General features: G+C 67.4%; 12 protein-coding genes. 10 read left to right on the top strand and 2 right to left on the bottom strand.

Annotated elements, in window-relative coordinates:
* The coding region (locus RIV14_RS10770) for a GAD-like domain-containing protein (protein WP_309325179.1) at nucleotides 1-513 on the bottom strand (513 nt) is incomplete at its 3' end.
* A gap of 60 nt (nucleotides 514-573) precedes the next feature.
* Entirely contained in the window at nucleotides 574-1527 is a 954-nt protein-coding gene (locus RIV14_RS10765) for a GAD-like domain-containing protein (protein ID WP_309325178.1), read from the bottom strand.
* A gap of 216 nt (nucleotides 1528-1743) precedes the next feature.
* Between RIV14_RS10765 and RIV14_RS10760 the strand changes: the two genes are divergently transcribed.
* The 10 genes from RIV14_RS10760 (at nucleotide 1744) to RIV14_RS10715 (ending at nucleotide 21210) form a co-directional block, all read left to right on the top strand.
* Nucleotides 1744-2583 (top strand): ABC transporter ATP-binding protein, encoded by an 840-nt coding sequence (locus RIV14_RS10760; RefSeq protein ID WP_178387900.1) that lies wholly within the window; start codon nucleotides 1744-1746, stop codon nucleotides 2581-2583.
* 3 nt (nucleotides 2584-2586) lie between these two features.
* A complete protein-coding gene (locus RIV14_RS10755) occupies nucleotides 2587-5169 on the top strand; it encodes an ABC transporter permease (protein WP_075373087.1) in 2583 nt (860 codons plus the stop codon).
* Nucleotides 5170-5488: 319 nt separating this feature from the next.
* Nucleotides 5489-7357 carry an ABC transporter ATP-binding protein gene (locus RIV14_RS10750; protein ID WP_075373088.1) on the top strand — a complete coding sequence of 623 codons (1869 nt, stop codon included), beginning with the start codon at nucleotides 5489-5491 and terminating at the stop codon, nucleotides 7355-7357.
* A complete protein-coding gene (locus RIV14_RS10745) occupies nucleotides 7357-9093 on the top strand; it encodes an ABC transporter ATP-binding protein (protein WP_075373089.1) in 1737 nt (578 codons plus the stop codon). The genes RIV14_RS10750 and RIV14_RS10745 overlap by 1 nt, the downstream gene beginning before the upstream one ends.
* 401 nt (nucleotides 9094-9494) lie before the next feature.
* The gene (locus RIV14_RS10740) at nucleotides 9495-9983 is read left to right on the top strand and encodes a phage holin family protein (RefSeq protein WP_075373090.1); all 489 of its coding nucleotides are present in this window, start codon (nucleotides 9495-9497) and stop codon (nucleotides 9981-9983) included.
* Nucleotides 9980-10492, top strand: a complete 513-nt coding sequence (locus RIV14_RS10735; RefSeq protein WP_075373091.1) for a DUF3618 domain-containing protein — start codon at nucleotides 9980-9982, stop codon at nucleotides 10490-10492. The genes RIV14_RS10740 and RIV14_RS10735 overlap by 4 nt, the downstream gene beginning before the upstream one ends.
* The gene (locus tag RIV14_RS10730; protein ID WP_075373092.1) at nucleotides 10489-10926 is read left to right on the top strand and encodes a DUF3618 domain-containing protein; all 438 of its coding nucleotides are present in this window, start codon (nucleotides 10489-10491) and stop codon (nucleotides 10924-10926) included. The genes RIV14_RS10735 and RIV14_RS10730 overlap by 4 nt, the downstream gene beginning before the upstream one ends.
* Before the next feature lie 728 nt (nucleotides 10927-11654).
* Nucleotides 11655-14735: a helicase-related protein gene (locus tag RIV14_RS10725; protein ID WP_256699336.1), complete on the top strand. Its 3081-nt coding sequence runs from the start codon at nucleotides 11655-11657 to the stop codon at nucleotides 14733-14735.
* Nucleotides 14735-19465: an Eco57I restriction-modification methylase domain-containing protein gene (locus RIV14_RS10720; RefSeq protein WP_075373094.1), complete on the top strand. Its 4731-nt coding sequence runs from the start codon at nucleotides 14735-14737 to the stop codon at nucleotides 19463-19465. Before RIV14_RS10725 ends, RIV14_RS10720 begins: the two co-directional genes overlap by 1 nt.
* Before the next feature lie 260 nt (nucleotides 19466-19725).
* Nucleotides 19726-21210 carry a DUF3800 domain-containing protein gene (locus tag RIV14_RS10715; RefSeq protein ID WP_075373095.1) on the top strand — a complete coding sequence of 495 codons (1485 nt, stop codon included), beginning with the start codon at nucleotides 19726-19728 and terminating at the stop codon, nucleotides 21208-21210.
* Nucleotides 21211-21449: the final 239 nt, after the last annotated feature.

Raw genomic sequence — 21449 nt, 5'->3', positions numbered from 1 at the left:
CCGACCCGTCACCTCATCGTCATACACATCCTCAAGCGGCATAACGAAAACAGCGCAACCGCTGCGCTCCCTAACAACCGGATCAGTCATGTTCTCCGCCTCAGAGGCATCCGGGTAGATGGCCCCGTCGATGACGTCGATGTCCACAGCCGGCCCGGAGATCTCCCCCCACAGACGCATGCACCCCAGGGCGGTGCGTGTCACGCAGTGCCAGCGCTGAGGAGGGAACGGCAGGTCGACCCCCTCCAGCCAGGCGTCCACCACCGGCGCCCACTCAACAGGATCCGTGATCCACGAGCGTCCCTGCCCAAAACCATCAAACCCGAAACGCCTCCAGATATACAGAACCGACTCAGGAAACACACCCCCAAACCGCTCAAAGTACCCCTCAGGCACCACCCGACCCACACCCAAAGGAGGCATCGAGTCAACCGACTCAATCATATCCTCCCGGATACGCTCCTCGATCCACTCCGGACCCCACTCAAGATCCTCATCCCTCACAAAACCCATGACCTACATCCTTTCTCTAGTCAGCAAACCGTCCACAACACTCACCACAGTCACCGCCGCTCACAACCCACTCCCAAAACCACCAGAACCAACTGGGCCACCAGAGTCGCCGAGGGTGTCGAGGTCGCTCGCGCCCGGAGCACCAGGCCCATCCTGGCCACCAGAACCAGCAGGCCCACCCTGACCACCAGGGCTACCGGGCGTGTCGGGGGTGCTCTCGCCTGAGACACCAGGGCCACCCTGGCCATCGGGGGCGCCTGTGCTGTTGGGTATGGCTCCTTGGTCGATGAGGAACTGGGTAGCGGCCCCACCCCAGGCAGCCATGAAGTCCATCCCCAGGTACCTGGGCGTGGACTGCGCCAGCCCCACCAGGTAAGGCACAGCCTTCTGCACACTCAACCGATCCGCACTCACCTGACCACCAAAGCTCAACGGCGGAACAAACCCCAGCACCTCATCAGCCCCCGGCACCCCCAGACGCTCAATCCCCTCCACAGCCAAAGACCGACCCGTCACCTCATCCTCATCAAGATCCACAAGCGGACTGGTGAACTCAATGCAGCCGCTGCGCTCCCTGACAACCGGATCAGTCATGTTCTCCGCCTCATTGGCGTTGGGGTAGATGGCCCCGTCGATGACGTCTACCTTCAGTGCGGGGCCGGAGATCTCCCCCCACAGACGCATGCACCCCAGGGTCGTGCGGGCGATGCAGTGCCAGCGCTGGGGCGGGAAGGGCAGGTCGATCCCCTCCAGCCAGGCGTCCACCACCGGCGCCCACTCAACAGGATCCGTGATCCACGAGCGGCCCTGCCCAAAGCCGTCAAACCCGAAACGCCTCCAGATATACAGAACCGACTCAGGAAACACACCCCCAAACCGCTCAAAGTACTCCTCCGGCACCACCCGACCCACACCCAAAGGAGGCATGTCGTGGTAGCCCAGCAGACCCACCCGGATACGCTCCTCGATCCACTCCGGACCCCACTCAAGATCCTCATCCCTAGCAAAACCCATAACCCGCACAGTAACACCCACCACACCACCGCACCCCACAAACCCACAAGCAAAACCCCACCCCCATTCCCACATGGTTGTCTACCACCGGGACGCGCACATGGCATCTGTCAGGGACCTCCCCGACCCCGGGTCAGGGTCGAGCGGCCCCGCGCTCAGGGGCCGGTCCTCCGCCAGGAGGATTCACCCGTCCCATACCGCTGCCAGACTGAACCTATGAGTAACTCCGCCCCAGTCGCCGTATCCTCTGTCCTCACTCCTCACCATCCGGTGGACGACCCCGTGGTCTCCGCGCGCAACCTCACCAAGGTCTACGGCCGCGGATCGGGCGCCGTCACAGCGCTCGACTCCGTCAACGTCGACATCGCCCGAGCCCGCTTCACCGCCATCATGGGGCCGTCCGGCTCCGGCAAGTCCACGCTCATGCACTGCCTGGCCGGCCTGGACTCGATCACCTCCGGGGAGATCATGCTCGACGGCGACATGGTCTCCTCCATGAACCAGCGTCGCCTCACCCGTCTACGCCGCGAGCGCATCGGCTTCATCTTCCAGTCCTTCAACCTGGTGCCCACCCTCACGGCGGCGGAGAACATCACCCTGCCCCTGGATATCGCCCGCAAGAAGGTCAACCCGCAGCGCTTCGACCAGGTGATCGACGCCGTCGGCCTCAGGGAGCGCCTATCCCACCGGCCCGCCGAGCTCTCCGGCGGCCAGGTCCAGCGCGTGGCCTGCGCCCGGGCGCTCGTGGGCGAACCGGCGGTCGTCTTCGCCGATGAGCCCACCGGGAACCTGGACTCCCACTCCACCGACCAGGTCCTGGAGATCCTGCGCCGCAGCGTCGACGACCTGCGGCAGTCGGTGGTCATGGTGACCCACGAGCCGGAGGCAGCCGCCTGGGCCGACACCGTCATCTTCCTGCGCGACGGGCACGTCGTCGCCCAGCTGGACGAGCCCGACCGCGACCGGGTCCTGGACGCCCTGCGCGAGCTGAGCGAGACCGAGCCCGCCCCCGCAGCCACCGCTCAGAGCGCCAACTCGGCCGCCGAGGGGGCCTGAGCCGTGAGACGAGTCGCCTGGCGCTCCGTGCGCGCCCACGCCAAACAGTTCTTCCTGACCACCTTCGCCGTCATGCTTGGGGTGGCGTTCCTGTCCGGCACGCTGGCCCTGCGCGCCTCCATGTCGGAGACCTTCTCCAAGCTGACCTCGTCCACCATCACCTCCGACCTGTACGTCCAGGGCCCCAAGCTCGCCAGCAGCGACGACACCAGCTCGTCGAAGTCCCTGCTCACCCAGCCCATCGACAGTGCCCTGAGCGAGCAGATCAAGCAGATCGACGGCGTCGAGACCGCCAACCCCGGCGTCCAGATGGTCGGGGTCCTCGTGGGAGCCAACAACGCCCCGGTCACCACCACCGGCGCCCCCACGATCTTCATTCCGCTGTACGACAACGAGAAGGGCCTGACCTGGGTCCAGGGCCACAAGCCTCAAGGGGCCGGTGAGATCACCCTGGAGTCCGGCGCCCTGAAGAACTCCGGCCTCAAGGTCGGGGACAAGACACACATCGTGGTGCAGGGCTCACCCAGCGAGGTCACCGTAGTCGGCGAGTTCCACTACGAGTCCTCCATGGCCAGTGCGACGGTCGTGGGTGTGGACCCGAGCTGGCTCATGCCCATCGCCGCCCCGGACGGGAAGGTGACGACCATCGCCGTCGACGTCGCTCAGGGCTCCTCAGTGGACACTGTCAAGTCCGAGATCACCAAGATCCTTCCCGACGGCGCCCAGGTCCAGACCCGCGCCGAGGTCATCAAGGAGCAGAACAAGGCCATTGAGGAGCAGCTGGGCTTCGTCCAGGTCTTCCTGCTGGTCTTCGTCGTCGTCGCAATGTTCGTGGGCTCCTTCATCATCATGAACTCCTTCGCGATGAGCGTGCGTCAGCGGGTCAAGGAGTTCGCCCTCCTGCGGGCGGTCGGGGCCTCGCCCGCCTCCGTGTTCGGCGTGGTGTTCCTGCAGGCCGTCGTCATCGGCGTCATCGGCTCCGCCCTGGGCGTGGCCGCGGGCGCGGGCCTCCTGGCCGGGCTGTCCGCGCTGCTCGACGCCGCGGGCATGCCGCTGCTGGAGGGCACGGGCCTGAGCGGGACGATCATCGCGGTCTCGCTGGCGGTGGGGCTGGCCGTCACCGTCGTCGGCGCTCTGCTGCCGGCTCGGGAGGCCGCCCTGACCCACCCGGTGGAGGCCATGCGCGGCGTGTCCGGCTCCCGGGAGAAGTCCCTGGTGCTGCGCACGATCCTGGGCGGGCTGCTGCTGGCGGCCGGGGCGGCCGCGATCGCCGCCGCGTGGGTGAACGCGGACCTGTCGCAGCGCGGCCTCATCATGGGGCTGGGCGCGGGCGGCACGGTCCTGGGACTGCTCATCGTCTCCCCGACCCTGGCCCGCCCGGTGGTGGCCGTGCTGGGTCTGCCCTTCCGGCTGCTGCGGCCGGCCGGGCGCCTGGCGGTGCGCAACATCGTCCACAACCCGCGCCGTACGGCCAACACCTCCGGCGCCCTCATGGTGGGCATGGCCCTGGTGTGCGCCGGCGCCACGCTGGCAGCCTCCTTCCAGTCCTCGACCTCCGACGAGATCGACAAGTCCCTCAAGGCCGACCTCGTGGTCCAGCCCGCCACCATCGGCAGCCTGAGCACCCGGCTCTCGGCCGACAAGGCCAAGGAGATCGCTGCCATCGACGGGGTCAAGGAGACCTCCTCCTACTCCATCTACACCGACGCCGTCACCAAGCCCGACGGCAGCCAGAACGCCACCGCCACCGTCATCGTCGTCGACCCCGGCACCTACTCCACGGCCTACGACGTCTCCGCGAGCGCCGGGTCCATGAACGACCTGGACACCACCCACGTGGCTGCGAAGAAGGATGAGGGCCTCAAGCTCGGGGACAAGGTCTCCGTCACCGGCCCCACCGGGTCGGTTGAGGCCACGGTCAGCGCCGTCGTCGACCCGAAGGGAACCGGCGGCAACTACTACATCTCCCCCGAGCTGGCGGCAGCAGTGGGGTCCTGGAACTCACCGAGCACCAGCACGGACCCGGCCCACGTCCTGGACTCCCCGCAGGGCATGCTCCTGACCCTCAAGGAGGGCACCGACCTCGACACGGTGCGGAACAAGGCCCGCGACATCGTGGCCGACACCTACCAGTACGCGGTGCGCGACGCCAGCGAGATCTCCGACCAGGTCGGCCAGCAGATCAACCAGATGCTCGCCGTCCTCTACGGCCTGCTGGGGCTGAGCATCGCCATCGCCATCCTGGGCATCGTCAACACCCTGGTGCTCTCGGTCTCCGAGCGAACCCAGGAGATCGGGCTCATGCGCGCCGTCGGCCTGGGCAAGGCCCAGCTGGCCGGGGAGATCATCACCGAGTCGGTCCTCACCTCCCTGTACGGCACCGTCCTGGGCGGGGCGACCGGGGTGGTCCTGGCCGCCGCCCTCAAGGAGGTCCTGGAGGATCGGGGGCTGACATCCCTGAGCATCCCCTGGGGCCAGATGGTGGGCATGCTCGTGCTCTCCGTGGTGGTCGGCGTCATCGCGGCCCTGTGGCCGGCGCTGCGCGCCTCCCGGATTCCCGTCCTGGACGCCATCGCCACCGAGTGAGCAGCGTGAGCCGAGTGAGCCCGGCGCGCACGGTGAGGCGTCCGCGTCAGGCGGGCCCCACCTCACCCGGCGCCCCGGCTGACCCCCGCAACGGGGGCGGGCCGGGGCGCCGGTACGTCGCGTGCCCCGGCCCGGCGGCCGCCTGAGCCATGCCCGGCGGGTATTCCCACGTCCGGTATCTTCCTTGTCACCGCCTCTCCCCCTGCCGCGCCGGCTTCCCCTCCGATAGCCTCGTGCGATCATGCCCGAATCGTCCTCCCGGTCGTTCCCGACCGTCCCGGCAGCGCTGTCCGCCCTGACTGCACGGCCCCTGCAGTCCATGACTCCCGACGCCCCGCTGCCCCATCCCCCGTCCCTGGGGGCCGGGGCGCTTCTGCGCTGGCTGCTGCGACGCGCCGCCGTCCCGGTCACCCTGGCGACCCTGGCGGCCTGCACCTCCAACATCATCCAGGCGATCGTGCCGGCCTTCCTGGGGCAGGCCCTGGACGCCGGCATCGAGAACGGCCTCAACGGCCGCGTCTGGGGCATCGGCGCCCTGCTGCTGGTGCTGTTCGTCGTCTACGCCGTCGGGGACACGATGCTGTCCTACTTCGGGGTGACGGCCTGGATGCGCACCGGCTTCGACGTCGACCGGCTCGTGGGCCGCCAGATCTCCGCCACGGGCAAGGACCTGTCCCGGCAGGTCTCCACCGGTGAGGTCGCCACCATCATCGCCTCCGACGCCGGCTACCTGGGCAATCTCATCGAGTACCTGCCGGCCCTGCTGGGGGCGGCGGCCAGCTTCCTCGTCGTGGCCGTCCTCATGCTGCGCACCTCGGTGAGCCTGGGGCTCATCGTCATCCTGGGCATGCCGCTGGTGGCGGCCATCGTCACCCTGGTCATCCGTCCCCTGCAGAAGCGTCAGGCCGTTCAGCGCGAGGCCCAGTCCGCGGTCACCACGATCACCACGGACACGGTGGCGGGCCTGCGGATCCTGCGGGGCATCGGCGGGGAGGACGTCTTCGCCCGCCGCTATCGGGACGCCTCCCAGGAGCTGCGGCGCCGCGGCGTCGAGGTGGCCTCCTCCCAGGCCACCCTCATGACCCTCCAGGTGCTGCTGCCCGGGCTCTTCGCCGCCATCGTCGTGTGGGTGGCGGCGCGCATGGCCGTGGCCGGCAGCCTCACCCCCGGCGGGCTCATCACCTTCTACGGCTACACCGCCTACCTGTCCTGGCCGCTGTGGGTGTTCACCAGCTCCGTGCAGGACTACACCCGGGCCGTCGTCGGCGCCCGGCGCCTGAGCCGCCTGCTGGAGGTGGCGCCGGCCGCCGGCAGCCTCGTGGAGCGCCTCAACCTGGACCCGGCCGCCGCCCACCCCGTCAGCGGCGACCTGGTGGACACCGGCAGCGGCCTGCGCCTCAAGGAGGGCCGCATGACGGCCCTCGTGTGCCCCGACCCGCAGGTCTCCGCCGACCTGGCCACGCGCCTGGGGCGCTTCACCGACGCCGGCCCCACCGTGACCCTGGCGGGCCGGCCACTGACCACCATGCCCCTGGAGCAGGTGCGCGCCAGCGTCGTCGTCTCCGGCGCCACCGCCCAGCTCTTCACCGGGACCCTGCGCGAGGCCCTCGACGTGCGCGGCGGCCCCGAACCGCAGCCAGCGGGCCTGGAGGACCTCGTACGCGCCGAGGCCGAACGCACCACCGGGGCCGACGTCGACCAGCAGGTCCGCCCCCAGGAGCGCGAGGCCCCCGGCGACGACCGGCTCATCGAGGCCATCGAGATCGCCGACGCCGGCGATGTCCTGACCTCCCTGAGCGAAGGCCTGGCCGGGATGATCACCGAGAAGGGCCGGTCCCTGTCCGGCGGGCAGCGTCAGCGCGTGGCCCTGGCCCGGGCGCTGCTGACCGAGGCGCCCACGCTCGTGCTCATCGAGCCGACCTCCGCCCTGGACTCCCACACCGAGGCCCGCGTGGCCGCCCAGGTGCACCGGGCCCGCGCCGGGCGCACGACCGTCGTCGTCACCGCCTCGCCGCTGGTCCTGGAGGCCTGCGACGAGGTCGTCCTCCTCGACTCCAGCGGGACCGAGCTGCTGCGCTCCACGCACCGCGAGCTCATGGCCATGGCCCGCGACGGCCACGCGCAGGCGGCCGACTACCGCGCCGTCGTCTCACGGGCCATGGGTGAGGACGCGGAGGCGAGCTGCTGATGGCGCTTCCCGTCGCGCCCGGGCCCGTCGCCCTGCGCAAGACCTTCCGGATCATGGCCTCCTACCGGGGGCGCTTCGCCGTCGTCCTGGTCCTCCAGATCACGGCGGTCCTGTCCACGCTCGTGGCCCCGCAGCTGCTGGGGCGGCTGGTCGGGCGGGTCTCGGCCGGGCGGGCCGACGCCGGCTACGTGGACCGGATCGTGCTGACCATCATCGCGGTCACGCTCGTGGGGGCGCTCATCAACCGCTTCGCCCAGAAGTACGCCCGCACCCTGGGTGAGTCGGTCTTCGCCGACCTGCGCGAGCGCATGATGAACCGGGTGGTGCACCTGCCGCTGAGCGCAGTGGAGTCCGCCGGCACCGGTGACCTCGTGGGGCGCACCACCACCGACGTCTCCCGCATCGAGTTCCTCGTGCGGGTGGGGATCCCCCAGATCCTCGTGTGCGTGGTGACGATCGTCTTCACGCTCCTGGCCGCTGCCGTCGCCGACCCCCTCCTGGCGCTCGGGCTGCTTGTCATCGCCCCGCCCGTGTGGTCGATGATGCGCTGGTACCTGCCGATCTCCATCCCCGCCTACCGGGCCGAGTCGGCCGCCCAGGCCCGCCTCAACGGGGCGGTCTCCGAGACGGTCGAGCACGCCGAGACCGTGGACGCCCTGGGCATCGGGGCGCGCCGCGAGCGCGCCATCATGGCCTCCATCAAGGAGGCCTGGTCCCTGGAGCGCTACACGGCGGCGCTGCGGGTGCGTCTGTTCATGGTGCTCGACGTCGCCTGGCGGGCACCCGTCGTCGTCATCCTCCTGTGGGGCGGGTTCCTGGCCGCCCGCGGCTACGCGACCCTGGGGGCGATCACCACGGTTGCCCTCTACTCCATGGAGCTGCGCAAGCCGGTGGGCCAGCTCATGTTCTGGATCGACCAGGTCCAGATCGCCCAGGCCTCGCTGTCGCGCATCCTGGGGGTGGAGGAGGTCCCCGACGACCGCACCCCCACCGGCCAGGAGCCCCAAGGCACGCGGATCGTGCTCGACGACGTGCGCTTCTCCTACCGGGAGGGCGTCGAGGTGCTCCACGGGATCGACCTGGAGCTCGTGCCCGGGGAGCGGCTGGCCGTCGTCGGGCCCTCGGGGTCGGGCAAGTCCACGCTGGGGCGGATGCTGGCGGGCATCAACCCGCCCACCTCCGGGAGCGTCACCGTGGGCGGGGTGGCGCTGACGGACCTGACCGAGGACGAGCTGCGCCGCCACGTGGCCCTGGTGACTCAGGAGCACCACGTGTTCGTCGGCACCGTGGCGGACAACGTGCGCCTGGGGCGCCCGGGCGCCTCCGACGACACGATCCGCGAGGCCATCGAGGCCATCGGGGCCGATGCCTGGGTGGACGCGCTGCCCGAGGGGATGAACACGATGGTCGGCTCGGGACACCTCGAGCTCAGCCCCGCCCAGGCCCAGGAGGTGGCGCTGGCCCGGCTGGTGCTGCTGGACCCGCACACGCTCATCCTGGATGAGGCCACCTCGCTGCTGGACCCGCGCGCCGCCCGCACCCTGGAGCGGACCCTGTCCACGGCGCTGGCTGGGCGCACCGTCATCGAGGTGGCCCACCGCCTCTACACGGCCGCCGACGCCGACCGGGTCGCCGTCGTCATGGACGGGCGGATCGTGGAGCTGGGCACCCACGACGAGCTCGTGGCCCTCGGCGGGGAGTACGCGAGCCTCTGGCAGGCCTGGAACCAGGAGTAGCCGGGCGGCGGGGCGACGCTCGCGCTATCGGCTCGATCCGCACCGTTGGCACGGTTCGGGCGGCCCTGCCGGTCAGAGCCCTCCACGCCCTCCGGCCGACCTGCCGATCCGAGCCCTCCACGCCCTCCGGCCGACCTGCCGATCCGAGCCCTCCACGCCCTCCGGCCGGCCTGCCGACCCGGGCGTCCCGCCCCATGCTGGCAGCGGCCCTTCACAGATCGCCGGTGGCGAAAGCCGGCCCCTATCGTCCACACCTACAAACCCGCTCGGGCCTGCGTTGTTCCACGAAGGCGCAGGCTGTGAGATTCTTAGGGCGGCGGGTCGTCCCACTGTCGCGATCCCGCCTCCTCGCAGTCAGCTGACTGCGTCCAACGCCGTGCCTCACACAAGAAGGTTCGTTCATGCCCAACAACCAGCCACCTCCCCCGCCGTCGCAGGCGACGCCGTCGGCCTCCACCACGCCTCCTCGCAGGGCTACCGGCAGCGCCCAGCCCACGCTCGGTGAGCTCATCGCCCGCATCTCGGAGAACATCTCCGCTCTGGTGCGCGGCGAGATCGACCTGGCCAAGGCCAAGGGCCAGCGCATGGCCAAGGAGATGGGACTGGGTGCCGGGCTGCTCGCCGCCGCCGGGGTGCTGGCCCTGTTCATCTTCGGGCTGGTGCTGGGGGCCATGACGACCGGCCTGTCCCACGTCATGCCGCTGTGGGCCGCCTTCCTCGTGGTGGCGCTGATTCTCACCCTCATCGCCGTGCCGATGGCCCTGATCGGCATCAAGCGGCTCAAGGCAGCCAAGGCCGACACGCCGACGCCGCAGGAGGGGCTGAAGGAGTCCGTCAACGCCGTCAAGGGGGCCGTGACCTCCGGCCTGCAGAGGGGGAACGCCCGGTGAGCACCAACGCCGCACCCACGCCCGTCCCCGCCGCGCCGGCTGCACCGGCCGTGGAGGCCGCGCCGGCCACGCAGGCGGCGCCGTCGGCTGACGAGGTCCTGTCCGACCTGGCGGCCCGGCGTCTGGCGCTGGCCGCCGACGTCGACGAGCTCGCCGCGCGCCTGGCCCCGAACAACCTGGCCAAGGTCGCCAAGCTCAAGGCCCGCGAGAAGGTCCAGGGCCTGCGCAGCCAGGCCGTCAGCAAAGCCGAGGAGAAGGTCGGGCAGGTCAAGAACCGCCTGGTCTCCCTGGCCGGCGGCGGCACCGACCCCGAGGGCGGGGTCGACAGCTACGAGCCCGGAACACTGACCCTCGGCCAGCGCGTCTCCCGCCTGTTCGACGACGCCCGCGACGGCGACCCCGCCTCCTTGGGGATCGTCACGGTTGCGGGGCTTGCCCTGGCGGGTCTGAGCGTGACGGCGACCGTCGCCGCGGTCAAGGCCTTGCGCGCTCGGGCAGGTCGGGCATGACCAGCGGACAGCAGGCCGGTGCCTCCGGCACTGGGGCCGCCGGGTCCGGGTCGCTGAGCCCCGAGCAGATCGAGGAGCGGCTGCGCGACCAGCGCGAGGCCCTGGCGGCGAGCGTCGATGAGTTCGCCTCCCGGGTCGACCCGCGCACGCAGGCGAGGGAGGCCGGGGAGCATCTGCGCGAGCAGGCGAGCGCCAAGGCCGAGCACCTGCGTGAGCAGGCCGTGTCCGGGGCCGGTCGGTTGCGTGAGCAGGCGGAGGCCGGCGCCGGCCGACTGCGCGAGGGGGCCCGACGTTGGGCCGAGCAGGCGGAGGAGACCTGGGAGCGCGCCAAGCAGGGCGACTCCGAGGCGACTTCCACGCTCGCCAAGGCGGCCGCCGTCGCCGGGGGCGTGGTGACCGCCGGCGTCGTCCTGGCCCGCTTCGCTCGCCGCTGACACCGAGCCGCCCGCCGAGGACGCACCATCAGGCTCGCGGACTGCACCTCCAGGGTCAGTCCTCAGCCCCTATGGTGCGTCCTCGCTTCGCATCGGCACTCCGCGAACTCCAGCGCCAGGAGCCAACCGTCCACATCGAGGACTGCGATGTCCGCCGGGAACGTACTTCTCCCCCAGATGACTGCGCTCAAACCTCAGTGACCTGGAGGAAAACGCAGTCCTCGAACACAAAGTACGTCCCCGACACAGAGCGCAGCCCGCGTTGACCAGCGCTCAACCCGCGCCATCCCAGATGACCAGATGCGAGCCCCCGTCACGTAGCCGCAACGACATGTCTGAGCCAGGGTCTCGAGAACCTCGCGAGTCTGCCGTGGTGATTGTCGATAGGGGCGGCGGCGTCCGATGTGCACTGCAGGGGAAGAACAGATCCGAGTGCGGATCCCACGAATGAACCTCAATGTGTCCGGGAGGGACGACTTTAACGACAAGGCCTGCGAGCGTCACTTACATCTGTACTGGTCAGAGCGATTTGGTGCGGCTTGCCCCGTCCGAGGCAGCTTCAAAGTCGTCCCTCATGGACAAAATCCGTCTTCCCACCCCCAATACAGCCCCACGGCGCCTGCCCCAAGGCCCCCTCGCCCTGGGCCCGCACCGGCTCGCAGGTCACAGAACGGTCACCTGCCCGAATTGGTCTCGACCACCTGCGCCAGCGTCCTAAGATCGTCTCCGTGACAACGGCGCCCACGACTCCCCCGGATGCGGTGACGGATCCTGCCCCTTCCCTCCCTTCTCTTGATGTCGCACCGGGCTCTGTGGTCCGGGTGCGCGACGAGGACTGGCTGGTCACCCAGGTCTCCACCACGTCTGACGGCATGCTGGTGACCGTGCAGGGCCTGTCCGAGCTGGTTCGGGACACGACGGCGCAGTTCTCCGCCGGCCTTGACCACATCGTCCCGGTGGATCCGCGCCGAACCCGGGTCATCGCGGACACCTCCACCCGTCACCGGCTCTCGCGCCTGTGGCTGGAGGCGACCCTGCGCAAGACGGCGCTCCCGGCGACCTCCACTGACCTGGCCGTGGTCAGTGACGTCCTCGCTGACCCGCTGGCCTACCAGCTGACGGCGGTTCGCCAAGCCCTGGACCCGGCGAACCTGCGCCCGCGCATCCTCCTGGCTGACACCGTGGGCCTGGGCAAGACCCTGGAGATCGGCATGATTCTGGCCGAGCTCGTGCGCCGCGGCCGGGGCGACCGCATCCTCATCGTCACACCCCGTCACGTGCTCGAGCAGATGCAGCACGAGATGTGGTCGCGCTTCGCGCTGCCCTTCGTGCGCCTGGACTCGGTGGGCATCCAGCGGGTGCGCCGTTCGGTGCCGGCCTCACGCAACCCGTTCTCGGTGTTCCACCGCGCGATCATCTCCATCGACACGCTGAAGTCGGACCGCTACCTCAATCATCTGCGCAAGCAGCGCTGGGACGCGGTCGTCATCGACGAGTCGCACAACGTCACCAACAAGGGCACGTTCAACAACCGGCTCGCGGACATCCTGGCCCGCCAGACCGACGCCCTCATCCTGGCCTCGGCCACGCCCCACAACGGCAACCCGAAGTCCTTCGCCGAGCTCATCCGTCTGCTGGAACCGACGGCGGTACACGCGGACGGCACCCTCGATGAGGAGGCAGTGCGTCGCCTCGTCATCCGCCGTCACCGTCACTCCGACGAGGTGCGCGACGTCGTGGGCGGCCGCTGGAAGGAGCGCCTGACTCCGGTCAACAAGCTGGTGGAGCCCTCCCCGGCTGAGGACGCGGTGGCCGGCGAGCTGTCACGCACCTGGCTGCACCGGCTCGACGGCGCCTTGGCACCGGGCGGCCGCAGGCCCACCGCCCGCGGCGGCGACTCCCTGTTCGCCTGGACCCTGGCCAAGTCCTTCCTGTCCTCGCCGGCGGCCCTCATCCAGACGATCGACGAGCGCCTGGCCCGACGCCGCAGCCGGGCAGCAGCAGCTGGCTCCACCCCGGAGCCCTCAGAGCAGTCCCAGGCGCTGACCCGCCTGCGCGAGCTGGCCGTGGAGGCCAACACAACGGCCTCGGGCAAGTACCAGGCGCTGCTGGCCGAGCTGCGTCGCATCGGGATCGGCCCCAGGTCGACCGAGCGCGTCGTCGTCTTCGCCGAGCGCATCGCGACGCTCACCTGGCTGGCCGAGCACCTGCGCGAGGACCTGCGCCTGCCCGCCGACGCGGTGCGGGTCATGCACGGGAGCCTGTCCGACGTGGAGCAGCAGGAGATCGTGGAGCAGTTCCGCCAGGCCCACACGCCGGTGCGCGTCCTGGTGACTGGCGACGTCGCCTCGGAGGGCGTCAACCTGCACGCCCAGTGCCATGAGCTCATCCACTACGACATCCCCTGGTCGCTCATCCGCATCGAGCAGCGCAATGGCCGTATCGACCGCTACGGCCAGTCCGTCTCACCGCAGATCACGACCCTGCTGCTGAGCCCGTCGGACCCGCGCTTCTCCGGCGACGTCCGCGTGCTCACGCGCTTGATGGAGAAGGAGGATCAGGCGCAACGGGCCCTGGGCGACGCCGCCTCCCTCATGGGCCTGTACTCGGGCGAGAAGGAGGAGGAGGCGATCCGCCAGGCGTTGGCGGCCGGGCAGGACATTGACGATGTCGTCCCCGACGCCGACGACGCACTCAGCCTGGACCCGATGGCGGCCCTGTTCGCGAAGCTGACGGGCACGGCCGAGGCCAAGGGCGACGGCGCCGCTGCACCCACCGGCGCCGAGGGCTCCCCTGCTGATTCAAGCAGTCCCGACGACCCGGCCGGTCCGGCCTCCCCCGCCCAGCCTGCTGCCCCGCTGGCGACGTTGACGCTGTACGAGACCCAGCTGGACTATCTGCGCCAGGCCCTCACCGAGCTTTATGAGCGCCCTGAGGAGCCCGAGCAGCGCCAGACCGGCGGCGGGGGCGTCTCGTGGCGCGAGCACGGCACGCAGCACGTGGTGGAGATGGTGCCCCCGGCGGGGCTGCGCCATCGCCTGTCGGTGCTGCCGCAGTCCTACCTGCGTGAGCGCCGCGTCCAGGAGCACCTCAAGCTGGCGACGACGCAGACGAAGGGCGCGCGTCTTCTCGCGGAGGCCCTGAGTGACTCCTCGGACTCCTCCTGGCCGGAGGCCCACTATTTGGGGCCGCTGCACCCGGTGCTGGACTGGGCCGGCGACCGGGTGCTGGCCAAGCTCGGCCGATCCTCAGTGTTCGCGGTGCGCGGCGACGTCGACTCGCCGACCGTCCTGTTGCTGGGGACTCTGACGAACCAGGCGGGCCGGACGGTGTCGATGGTGTGTGTCAGTATCGCCTTCCCCTACTTGGACCTGGAGGCCGCGCAGTCGGAGCTGGATGCGGGCCGGCCGGTCGAGGCGGTGCCGATCGGGCAGGTGCATGACTCCCCCACCGCCATGTTCGAGGCGGTGGGCATCTCCCGGGAGCTGCGGAACTCCGGGCCGGTGACGCAGACCAGTCTGCTGGAGGCGCTCATCCCTCCGGCGGTGGATACGGCTAAGGACCACATGGCGCTGACCCTCGACGCAGCGGAGGAACAGGCGACGGCTCGGGTTGAGGCCTGGGCGGAGCGCGCGAATGCCTGGGATGACGAGGCCGGTCGCCTCATCCAGAACCGCCACCTGCGCGAGCAGCGGATCACGGTGGCTCAGGAGCGCGAGCTCAGGAAACAGCACCGGCCCGCACACACGCTGGTGCGCCCACTGCTGGTGGTGGTGCCGCAGGACTTCGGGATGGAAGGGGATCTCTGATGGCGGTGTCGGATGCGCTGGTCGTCGGCGAGGACTGGATCAGCGAGCACTACTTCACGACGGACGCCACCAAGGAGTCCTTCCTGGCGCGGGTGCTGGAGCGCCGCAAGGAGTGGGAGGCCCTGGAGAAGCCGGCCGATCCCGGCACTACCTCGACGCCGACGCCTCGTTCCCGGTTCCGTTCTGAGCGTTCCCGCTTAGAGGAGCTGCTGGCGGTCCTGCCCGCCGACGACGCAGGCTCCCTAACCGGCGCGGCCCTGGAGGCGGCCGGCGAGCTCGATGCGCTCCTGCGCGAGATTCTGGGCTTCACGTCGTCGGAGTACCGGCTGACCGAGCGGGGCTCGGTGACCCTGGTGAGGCCGGTGGGTGATGAGGGCCCGGCGCCGCTGGCGCTGCTGCGCGCCCGCCCGGTGACCACCGTGGAGGACCTGCTGGTCAAGGACGCCCCCACGCTCGCTGAGGAGTGGCAGCCCGTGGACCTGGGGGACCCCGACGCCCCGGTGCTGGAAGGGGCTGAGCCGATCGAGTCGGTGTCTCGGGCGCTGTCGACGCTCATGACGGATGGTCACGGTCCGGCCTTCGCCCTGGTCCTGGCGGGCCAGTGGGCGCTGGTGGCAGAGCGGGAGCGGTGGCCGGAGGGCCGCTGGCTGGCGGTGAACGTGCAGCTCGTCGTCGAGCGTCATGAGGCCACGCGCGGCGGCGAGGTGGAGCGGGCCCTGACCTGCCTGGATGCCCGCTCTCTGCTGCCGACGGCGGAGGGCGAGACCTGGTGGGCGGCCACCTTGGAGGACTCGGCAGCCCACACGGTGGGGGTCTCGAAGGATCTGCGTGAGGGCGTGCGCTCCTCCATTGAGATCCTTGCGAATGAGGTGGTGCGCCGTCGCGCCGCGCGGGGGCTGGAGCCACTGCCCCAGGAGCGGGCGCAGGACCTGGCCCTGCAGTCGCTGCGCTACATCTACCGGATCATCTTCCTGCTGTATGCGGAGGCGAGTCCTGAGCTGGGGGTCCTGCCGGTGGGTGCCGCCGAGTACGACGCCGGCTACGGCCTGGATCGTCTGCGTGAGCTGGCCTTGAGGGAGCTGCATGAGGAGTCGGCCCTGGCGGGCACGCACATTTACGAGTCCTTGGACCGGCTGTTCCACCTGGTCGATGAGGGCCACAATGAGCAGGTACCGGCCGCGCAGGAGGGCAGCTTCGATGGTCTGGTGTTCCGGCCGATGCGCGCCGACCTCTTCCGCCCGGTGGCGACCGCCCTCATCGACGAGGTGGGCCTGGGTAACGGGGCGCTGCTGCGGGTGCTGCGCCACCTGCTGCTGACTAAGGAGAACAGCAAGAGCGGCCGGGGCTTCATCTCCTATGTGGAGCTGGGCATCAACCAGCTGGGCGCTGTCTACGAGGGGCTCATGAGCTACTCGGGTTCCTTCGCCACCGAGCGCCTGTGGGAGGTGGCGCCGGGCGGGGACGCCTCGAAGGGCTCGTGGGTGGTGCCCGAGGACGTCATGGAGGGCCTGGAGGAGAAGGACTTTGTGACGGTGGAGGATGAGGTGACGGGCGAGCGCCGCAACGTCACCTATGAGAAGGGCCAGTTCGTCTACCGGCTTTCCGGCCGGGACCGGCAGCGTTCGGCTTCCTTCTACACCCCGGAGGTGCTGACGCGTTTCACGGTGCAGCAGGCGCTGGAGGAGTTGCTGGATCAGGATGGGCGGACGACGAGTGCTGAGGAGATCCTGCATCTGACGGTGTGTGAGCCGGCGCTGGGGTCGGGGGCATTCGTGATTGAGGCGGTGCGTCAGCTGGCGGAGCAGTATCTCTCGCGGCGTGAGCGCGAGCTGGGCCGGCGCGTGGATCCTGAGGAGCGGCCCCGGGAGCTGGCGAAGGTGAAGGCCTATCTGGCTCTGCACCAGGTGTACGGGGTGGACCTCAATGCGACGGCGGTGGAGCTGGCGGAGGTGTCCCTGTGGCTGGACACGATGGTGGAGGGGCTGGCGGCCCCGTGGTTCGGGCTGCGGCTGCGGCGCGGTAACTCGCTGGTGGGGGCGCGCCGGGCCCTGTACTCCACGTCCCAGCTCAAGAAACGGGCGTGGCTGTCGGCCGCACCGGTGGCCGAGCCGCTGAGTCAGGTGGCGGCCGTGCTCGACGACGCCGATTCCGCCTCCCGGCACCGGATCGGCGGGGCGCTGGACGTCTCCGGCAGCATCCACCACTTCCTCCTGCCGGCCAAGGGCTGGGGCAGCGCGGTGGAGGTCCCCAAGCAGGTGCGGGACCTGGTCAATGCCGGCAGGCTCAAGGCCCTCAAGACCTGGCGCAGGGACATCACGAAGGCACTGAGCACCACCCAGGCCAAGCGGCTGACGGCCTTGGCTCGGCGCGTGGAGGTGCTGTGGGAGATGACGCTGCGGCGTCTGCGGGTGGCGGAGGCGGAGGCCTCTCGCCGCATCGACCTGTGGGGCCGCGAGACACAGGAGGGCTCCGGTTCAACGGTGTCCCGCGAGGAGATCGAGGCCTACCTAGCGGCACCGGGTTCGGCGTACCGGCGGCTGCGGCTCGTCATGGATGCGTGGTGCGCCCTATGGTTCTGGCCGCTGACCACGGACGTGACGCCGCCGAATCTGGATGAGTGGCTGGGTGCCCTGGAGGGGCTGCTGGGCAAACAGGTCAAGGACGCCAAGGGCACCGACGGAACCCTGGTAGATGCCTCCTCCTGGGCGGAGCTGGAGACCATGGAGGAGGTCGAGCTCGGCCTCGCCGGAGCCCGCAAAGTGCAGTCGGTCATTGACGAACACGAATGGCTCACCGTGGTCCAGGAGGTGGCGAAGGCCCAGGGCTTCTTCCACTGGGAACTGGACTTCGCCACCGTCTTCGCCCGCGGCGGCTTCGACCTCCAGGTCGGAAACCCGCCGTGGGTGAGGCCCGACGTCTCAGTTGAGACCCTTCTGGCCGACGGCGATCCCTGGTGGATGCTCACGAAGAAGCCATCGCTTGCAGACCGGCATGAGCGCCTGCCACGCACTCTGGCACGTCCTGGCGTCCTCACCACAGTGCTCGACGGAGCCGCCGAGACCGAGGTCCTCGCTGAGTTCATCAGCGACCAGACCGCCTACCCAATCATGGAAGGACGCCCCGACCTCTACCGAGCCTTCATGTGTCAGGTCTGGGAGCACCAGAACGAGCACGGCATCTCCTCACTCATTCACATGGAGACCCACTTCACCGACGCCAAGACACCGGGGCTGCGCGCCGCCGCCTACCGGCACCTACGGCGACATTGGCAGTTCATCAATGAACTTCGACTCTTCGATGTCCATCACCTCAACGCGTATGGAATCCACGTCTACGGCGCAGAGCGATCACCCTCGTTCATCCACGCAGCCTCGCTCTACCACCCCGACACGGTGCAACGCTCACTCAAGCACGATGGCAGTGGAGAGGAGCCCGGGTTCAAAGATCCACACACCGGAACCTGGGACCTTCGCCCGCACGCAGCCCGCATCGAATCCATCGATGAAGTCGCACTGAAGACCTGGCAATCAGTGACAGAATCCGACGATTGGCGTTCCACCTCGATGGTCTCCACCGTAAACTCAGCTGCTGCCCGCACTCTCACCACGCTAGCCACGCAACCACGCATCGGTGATCTCGACCTCCAATTTTCAACTGGCTGGAACGAAACAACAGACTTCCAAAGAGGACTATTCTCAAAACGATGGGGCGCAGCATCCTGGGAGGACGCCATCCTTCAAGGACCTCACCTCCACGTCTCAACCCCGCTGTACAAGCAGCCCAATAAGTCCATGAAGCACAATCTGGACTGGACCTCAACCGACCTGGAAGCGCTCCCCCCGAGCGCACAGCCCATCACCCAGTACAAGCCTGCCGGCGACCGCACCACCTACGACCACCTCTACACCCACTGGGACGGTTCTCCAGCCCGCGACCACTACCGCATCGCCTGGCGTGCAATGGCTGCTAACACCGGAGAGAGAACACTCATTCCAGCCATCATTCCGCCTGGAACGGCACACCCTAACGGTGTTTTTTCCTCAGGCTCCGCAACGATCACAGGTCGATCCCTTGTCGCCGCACAAGCCAGCCTATCGTCACTTTTAGCTGACTTCACTCTTCGAGCACTTCCCAAGTCCGGAATTTACTTCCCCGACTTCTCTAGGCTGCCCGCTCTACCCCACAACCACCCTCTCACCACACGTGTCGTCCTGCGCACCCTTCGGCTCAACTGTGTTACCGACGCTTACGCAGATCTGTGGACCGAGTGTTGGGATGAGTCGTTTGTGGCTGATTCGCCGATTCTGGTGCGTCATGATGAGCGCCCGATTGGTCCGGAGTGGACGGCAGACACACCCTTGCGTCGGGCGGAGGATCGTCGTAATGCGCAGGCGGAGATCGATGTCATGGTGGCGATGATGCTGGGCGTGCCGATCGAGGACCTGTGCACGATCTACCGCACCCAGTTCGCAGTGCTATACGACTACGACCATGGCCGTGGCCAGGGCGCTTATGTCTATGACGCGAACGGCCGCCAGCTGCCGACCCCGGTCCGCCAGGCCTGGGAGAAGCGCCAACGCCCCACCTCCAACGACGACATGCCATTATCGGAGCGCACTCACACCCACCCCGGTTCTGGTGTCTCCTACGTCTACGACCTCCCCTTCCGCATCCGCGACCGCGAATCCGACTTCCGCCGTATCCACACCGTCCTCATCGCGAACTTATGAAGAGCAGCGACGCCCGTGACCCTATCCACGAAACTGATTGGATAACAACGCATCAGCACCCAACCCGATCCGAGAGGGGACGGGTGGGCCCCCACATCATTCTCCACCAGGCCACCAAAGATGGGAAGGGAAAGTACCCTCCGCCAAAGAGAGAGCTCATCTCTTGAAAAACCGCGAAATTTAAGGCCAGTTTTCCTCGTTCAGGGTCAGAAGTAACTTCACCTACTACCCGAAGACTTGCGATACAAGGAATATCGAACATGAAACACTTTAATTTTTACTACGACGAAACGGAACACAGCCGCAAGATTAATCATCGGACAGTCTCCGCCAGCAATTATCACGACGACTTCATTGCTGCCGCTGTAGGATGGGACAAGTTGGATGAAAGTGATATTGAGGAAAAGTTCCACACCTTCGAAGAAAAGTACTCTAGGCGAATGGTTGGAAATGAACTCAAAAGCACTACAATTAAGCAGAGCCAGCTGACATACGGTTTTGCCTCTCTAAGCAAAAGTACCGCAGCCTTAATGAACGATTTCTTTAACTTGTTCGACGAGAGTGTGTTCGTCTACTTATCCGCGTTCAGCAAGACAGAGTATATAGTCAGGCAGGTGTTCAGTGGGTACGAGAACTCACCATTCATAGATATGGACCTCCTAAAATATTCGGTAACCAAAGCAATCGTAACCTACCGCCCCGAGGGGGTAATTCAGTCACTATATGCAGGGCCTGAAAAATTCTTAGAGTCGCTCAGAGATTTCCTCCGACAGAAAATTGAGGAGGACAGCGTCAACATTGATCTCAAACACAGAGAGATCGAGCAATTCGTATGCATTCTTCTCCTCCTCGAGAATGCCGAGCCGATCAAAACGTTTGATTGGGATTATGGCCCCACTTTGGCTACCCTTAAGGCGTTTATACAAGAAAAGTCAATATGTGAGTACTCGCTGATCATCGACAGGGAAGCCAGGACTGCTGAGAGTGCGCGCAACCTTGGTTTCGAGCACGTTTCCGAAGGGAACTCGAAGGAACTATTCGCCCTACGTATGGCAGATCTGCTTGCAGGCATTGCCGCAAAGCTCATGAAGGCGTTAGCCAAGGCGCTTAAATATCGCAACCCGGCGGACGAGGTAAGGAAGAAGCTCCTCGACGTGGGGTGGTTTAAACTTACTGAAGAGCGCCTTGCTATATACAAGAAATTACATAGAATCGTCATGCAATCTAACAATGCGTGGCACAAAGTGTCATCAGGGGTATACTCCGATAACCTCATTTGCTTCACAACTTTTCTGTCGTTCGTAGATAATTTCAGCTCGCCGAAAGACATTCAAGATGACCTTCCGATGATGCCCGAATATTTCAATGCGGCTGCATGTGCTGCACTGGAAAGTCATTACGCCATAGTCAGAGATACACTTCCCGCCATTCCGACAAACAGCGACAATAGCGAATACTTTTTCAATCAACGAGGCGGCAAAGAATACTTTGATGTAAACAGGCAACCCTACCTCGAGGTAGGCAGTCGTGCACACACTTACAACGTGCTCGCTGTCGACGTGCGAAACGGCAAGGCTCTGGTCACCCTTGAGGAAGACGATAAGGTAGCTTGTTATGCCCTTCCCGACAAACTGTACTCCTGGGCTGAAACCTTGGTGGACTTCGCAAGTTCCGGAGTTGGCCTCTTTCCTGAGAAGGTCACATTCACGCCGATTAACGGAGAGTTGGCTGCACATATTCACTAGGTGTACGTGGTGATGTCGTTGGCGACGCTGATGGGGGGGCTCGTTGCGGGCGCCTGGTCGTGGCTGGAAGCGCGAAAAGGTGGTCGTCGTAGTGGTAGTCCCACACTGCGACGGTCTAGCGGCACTGGTCCGCTGATGTAACGCCCAACTATACTGCCCTGGCGTGATGTGCAGGACCCGTGCACTAGCCTCGATCGTCGAGGTCCTCCGCGCCCTCCCGACTCGCAGCTACCGCAGCT

Source organism: Actinomyces acetigenes (assembly GCF_031296635.1).
Classification (GTDB): Bacteria; Actinomycetota; Actinomycetes; order Actinomycetales; family Actinomycetaceae; genus Actinomyces; species Actinomyces acetigenes.
Note: the sequence above shows the minus strand (reverse complement) of the source record. Positions and strands in the feature narration are given on the sequence as shown.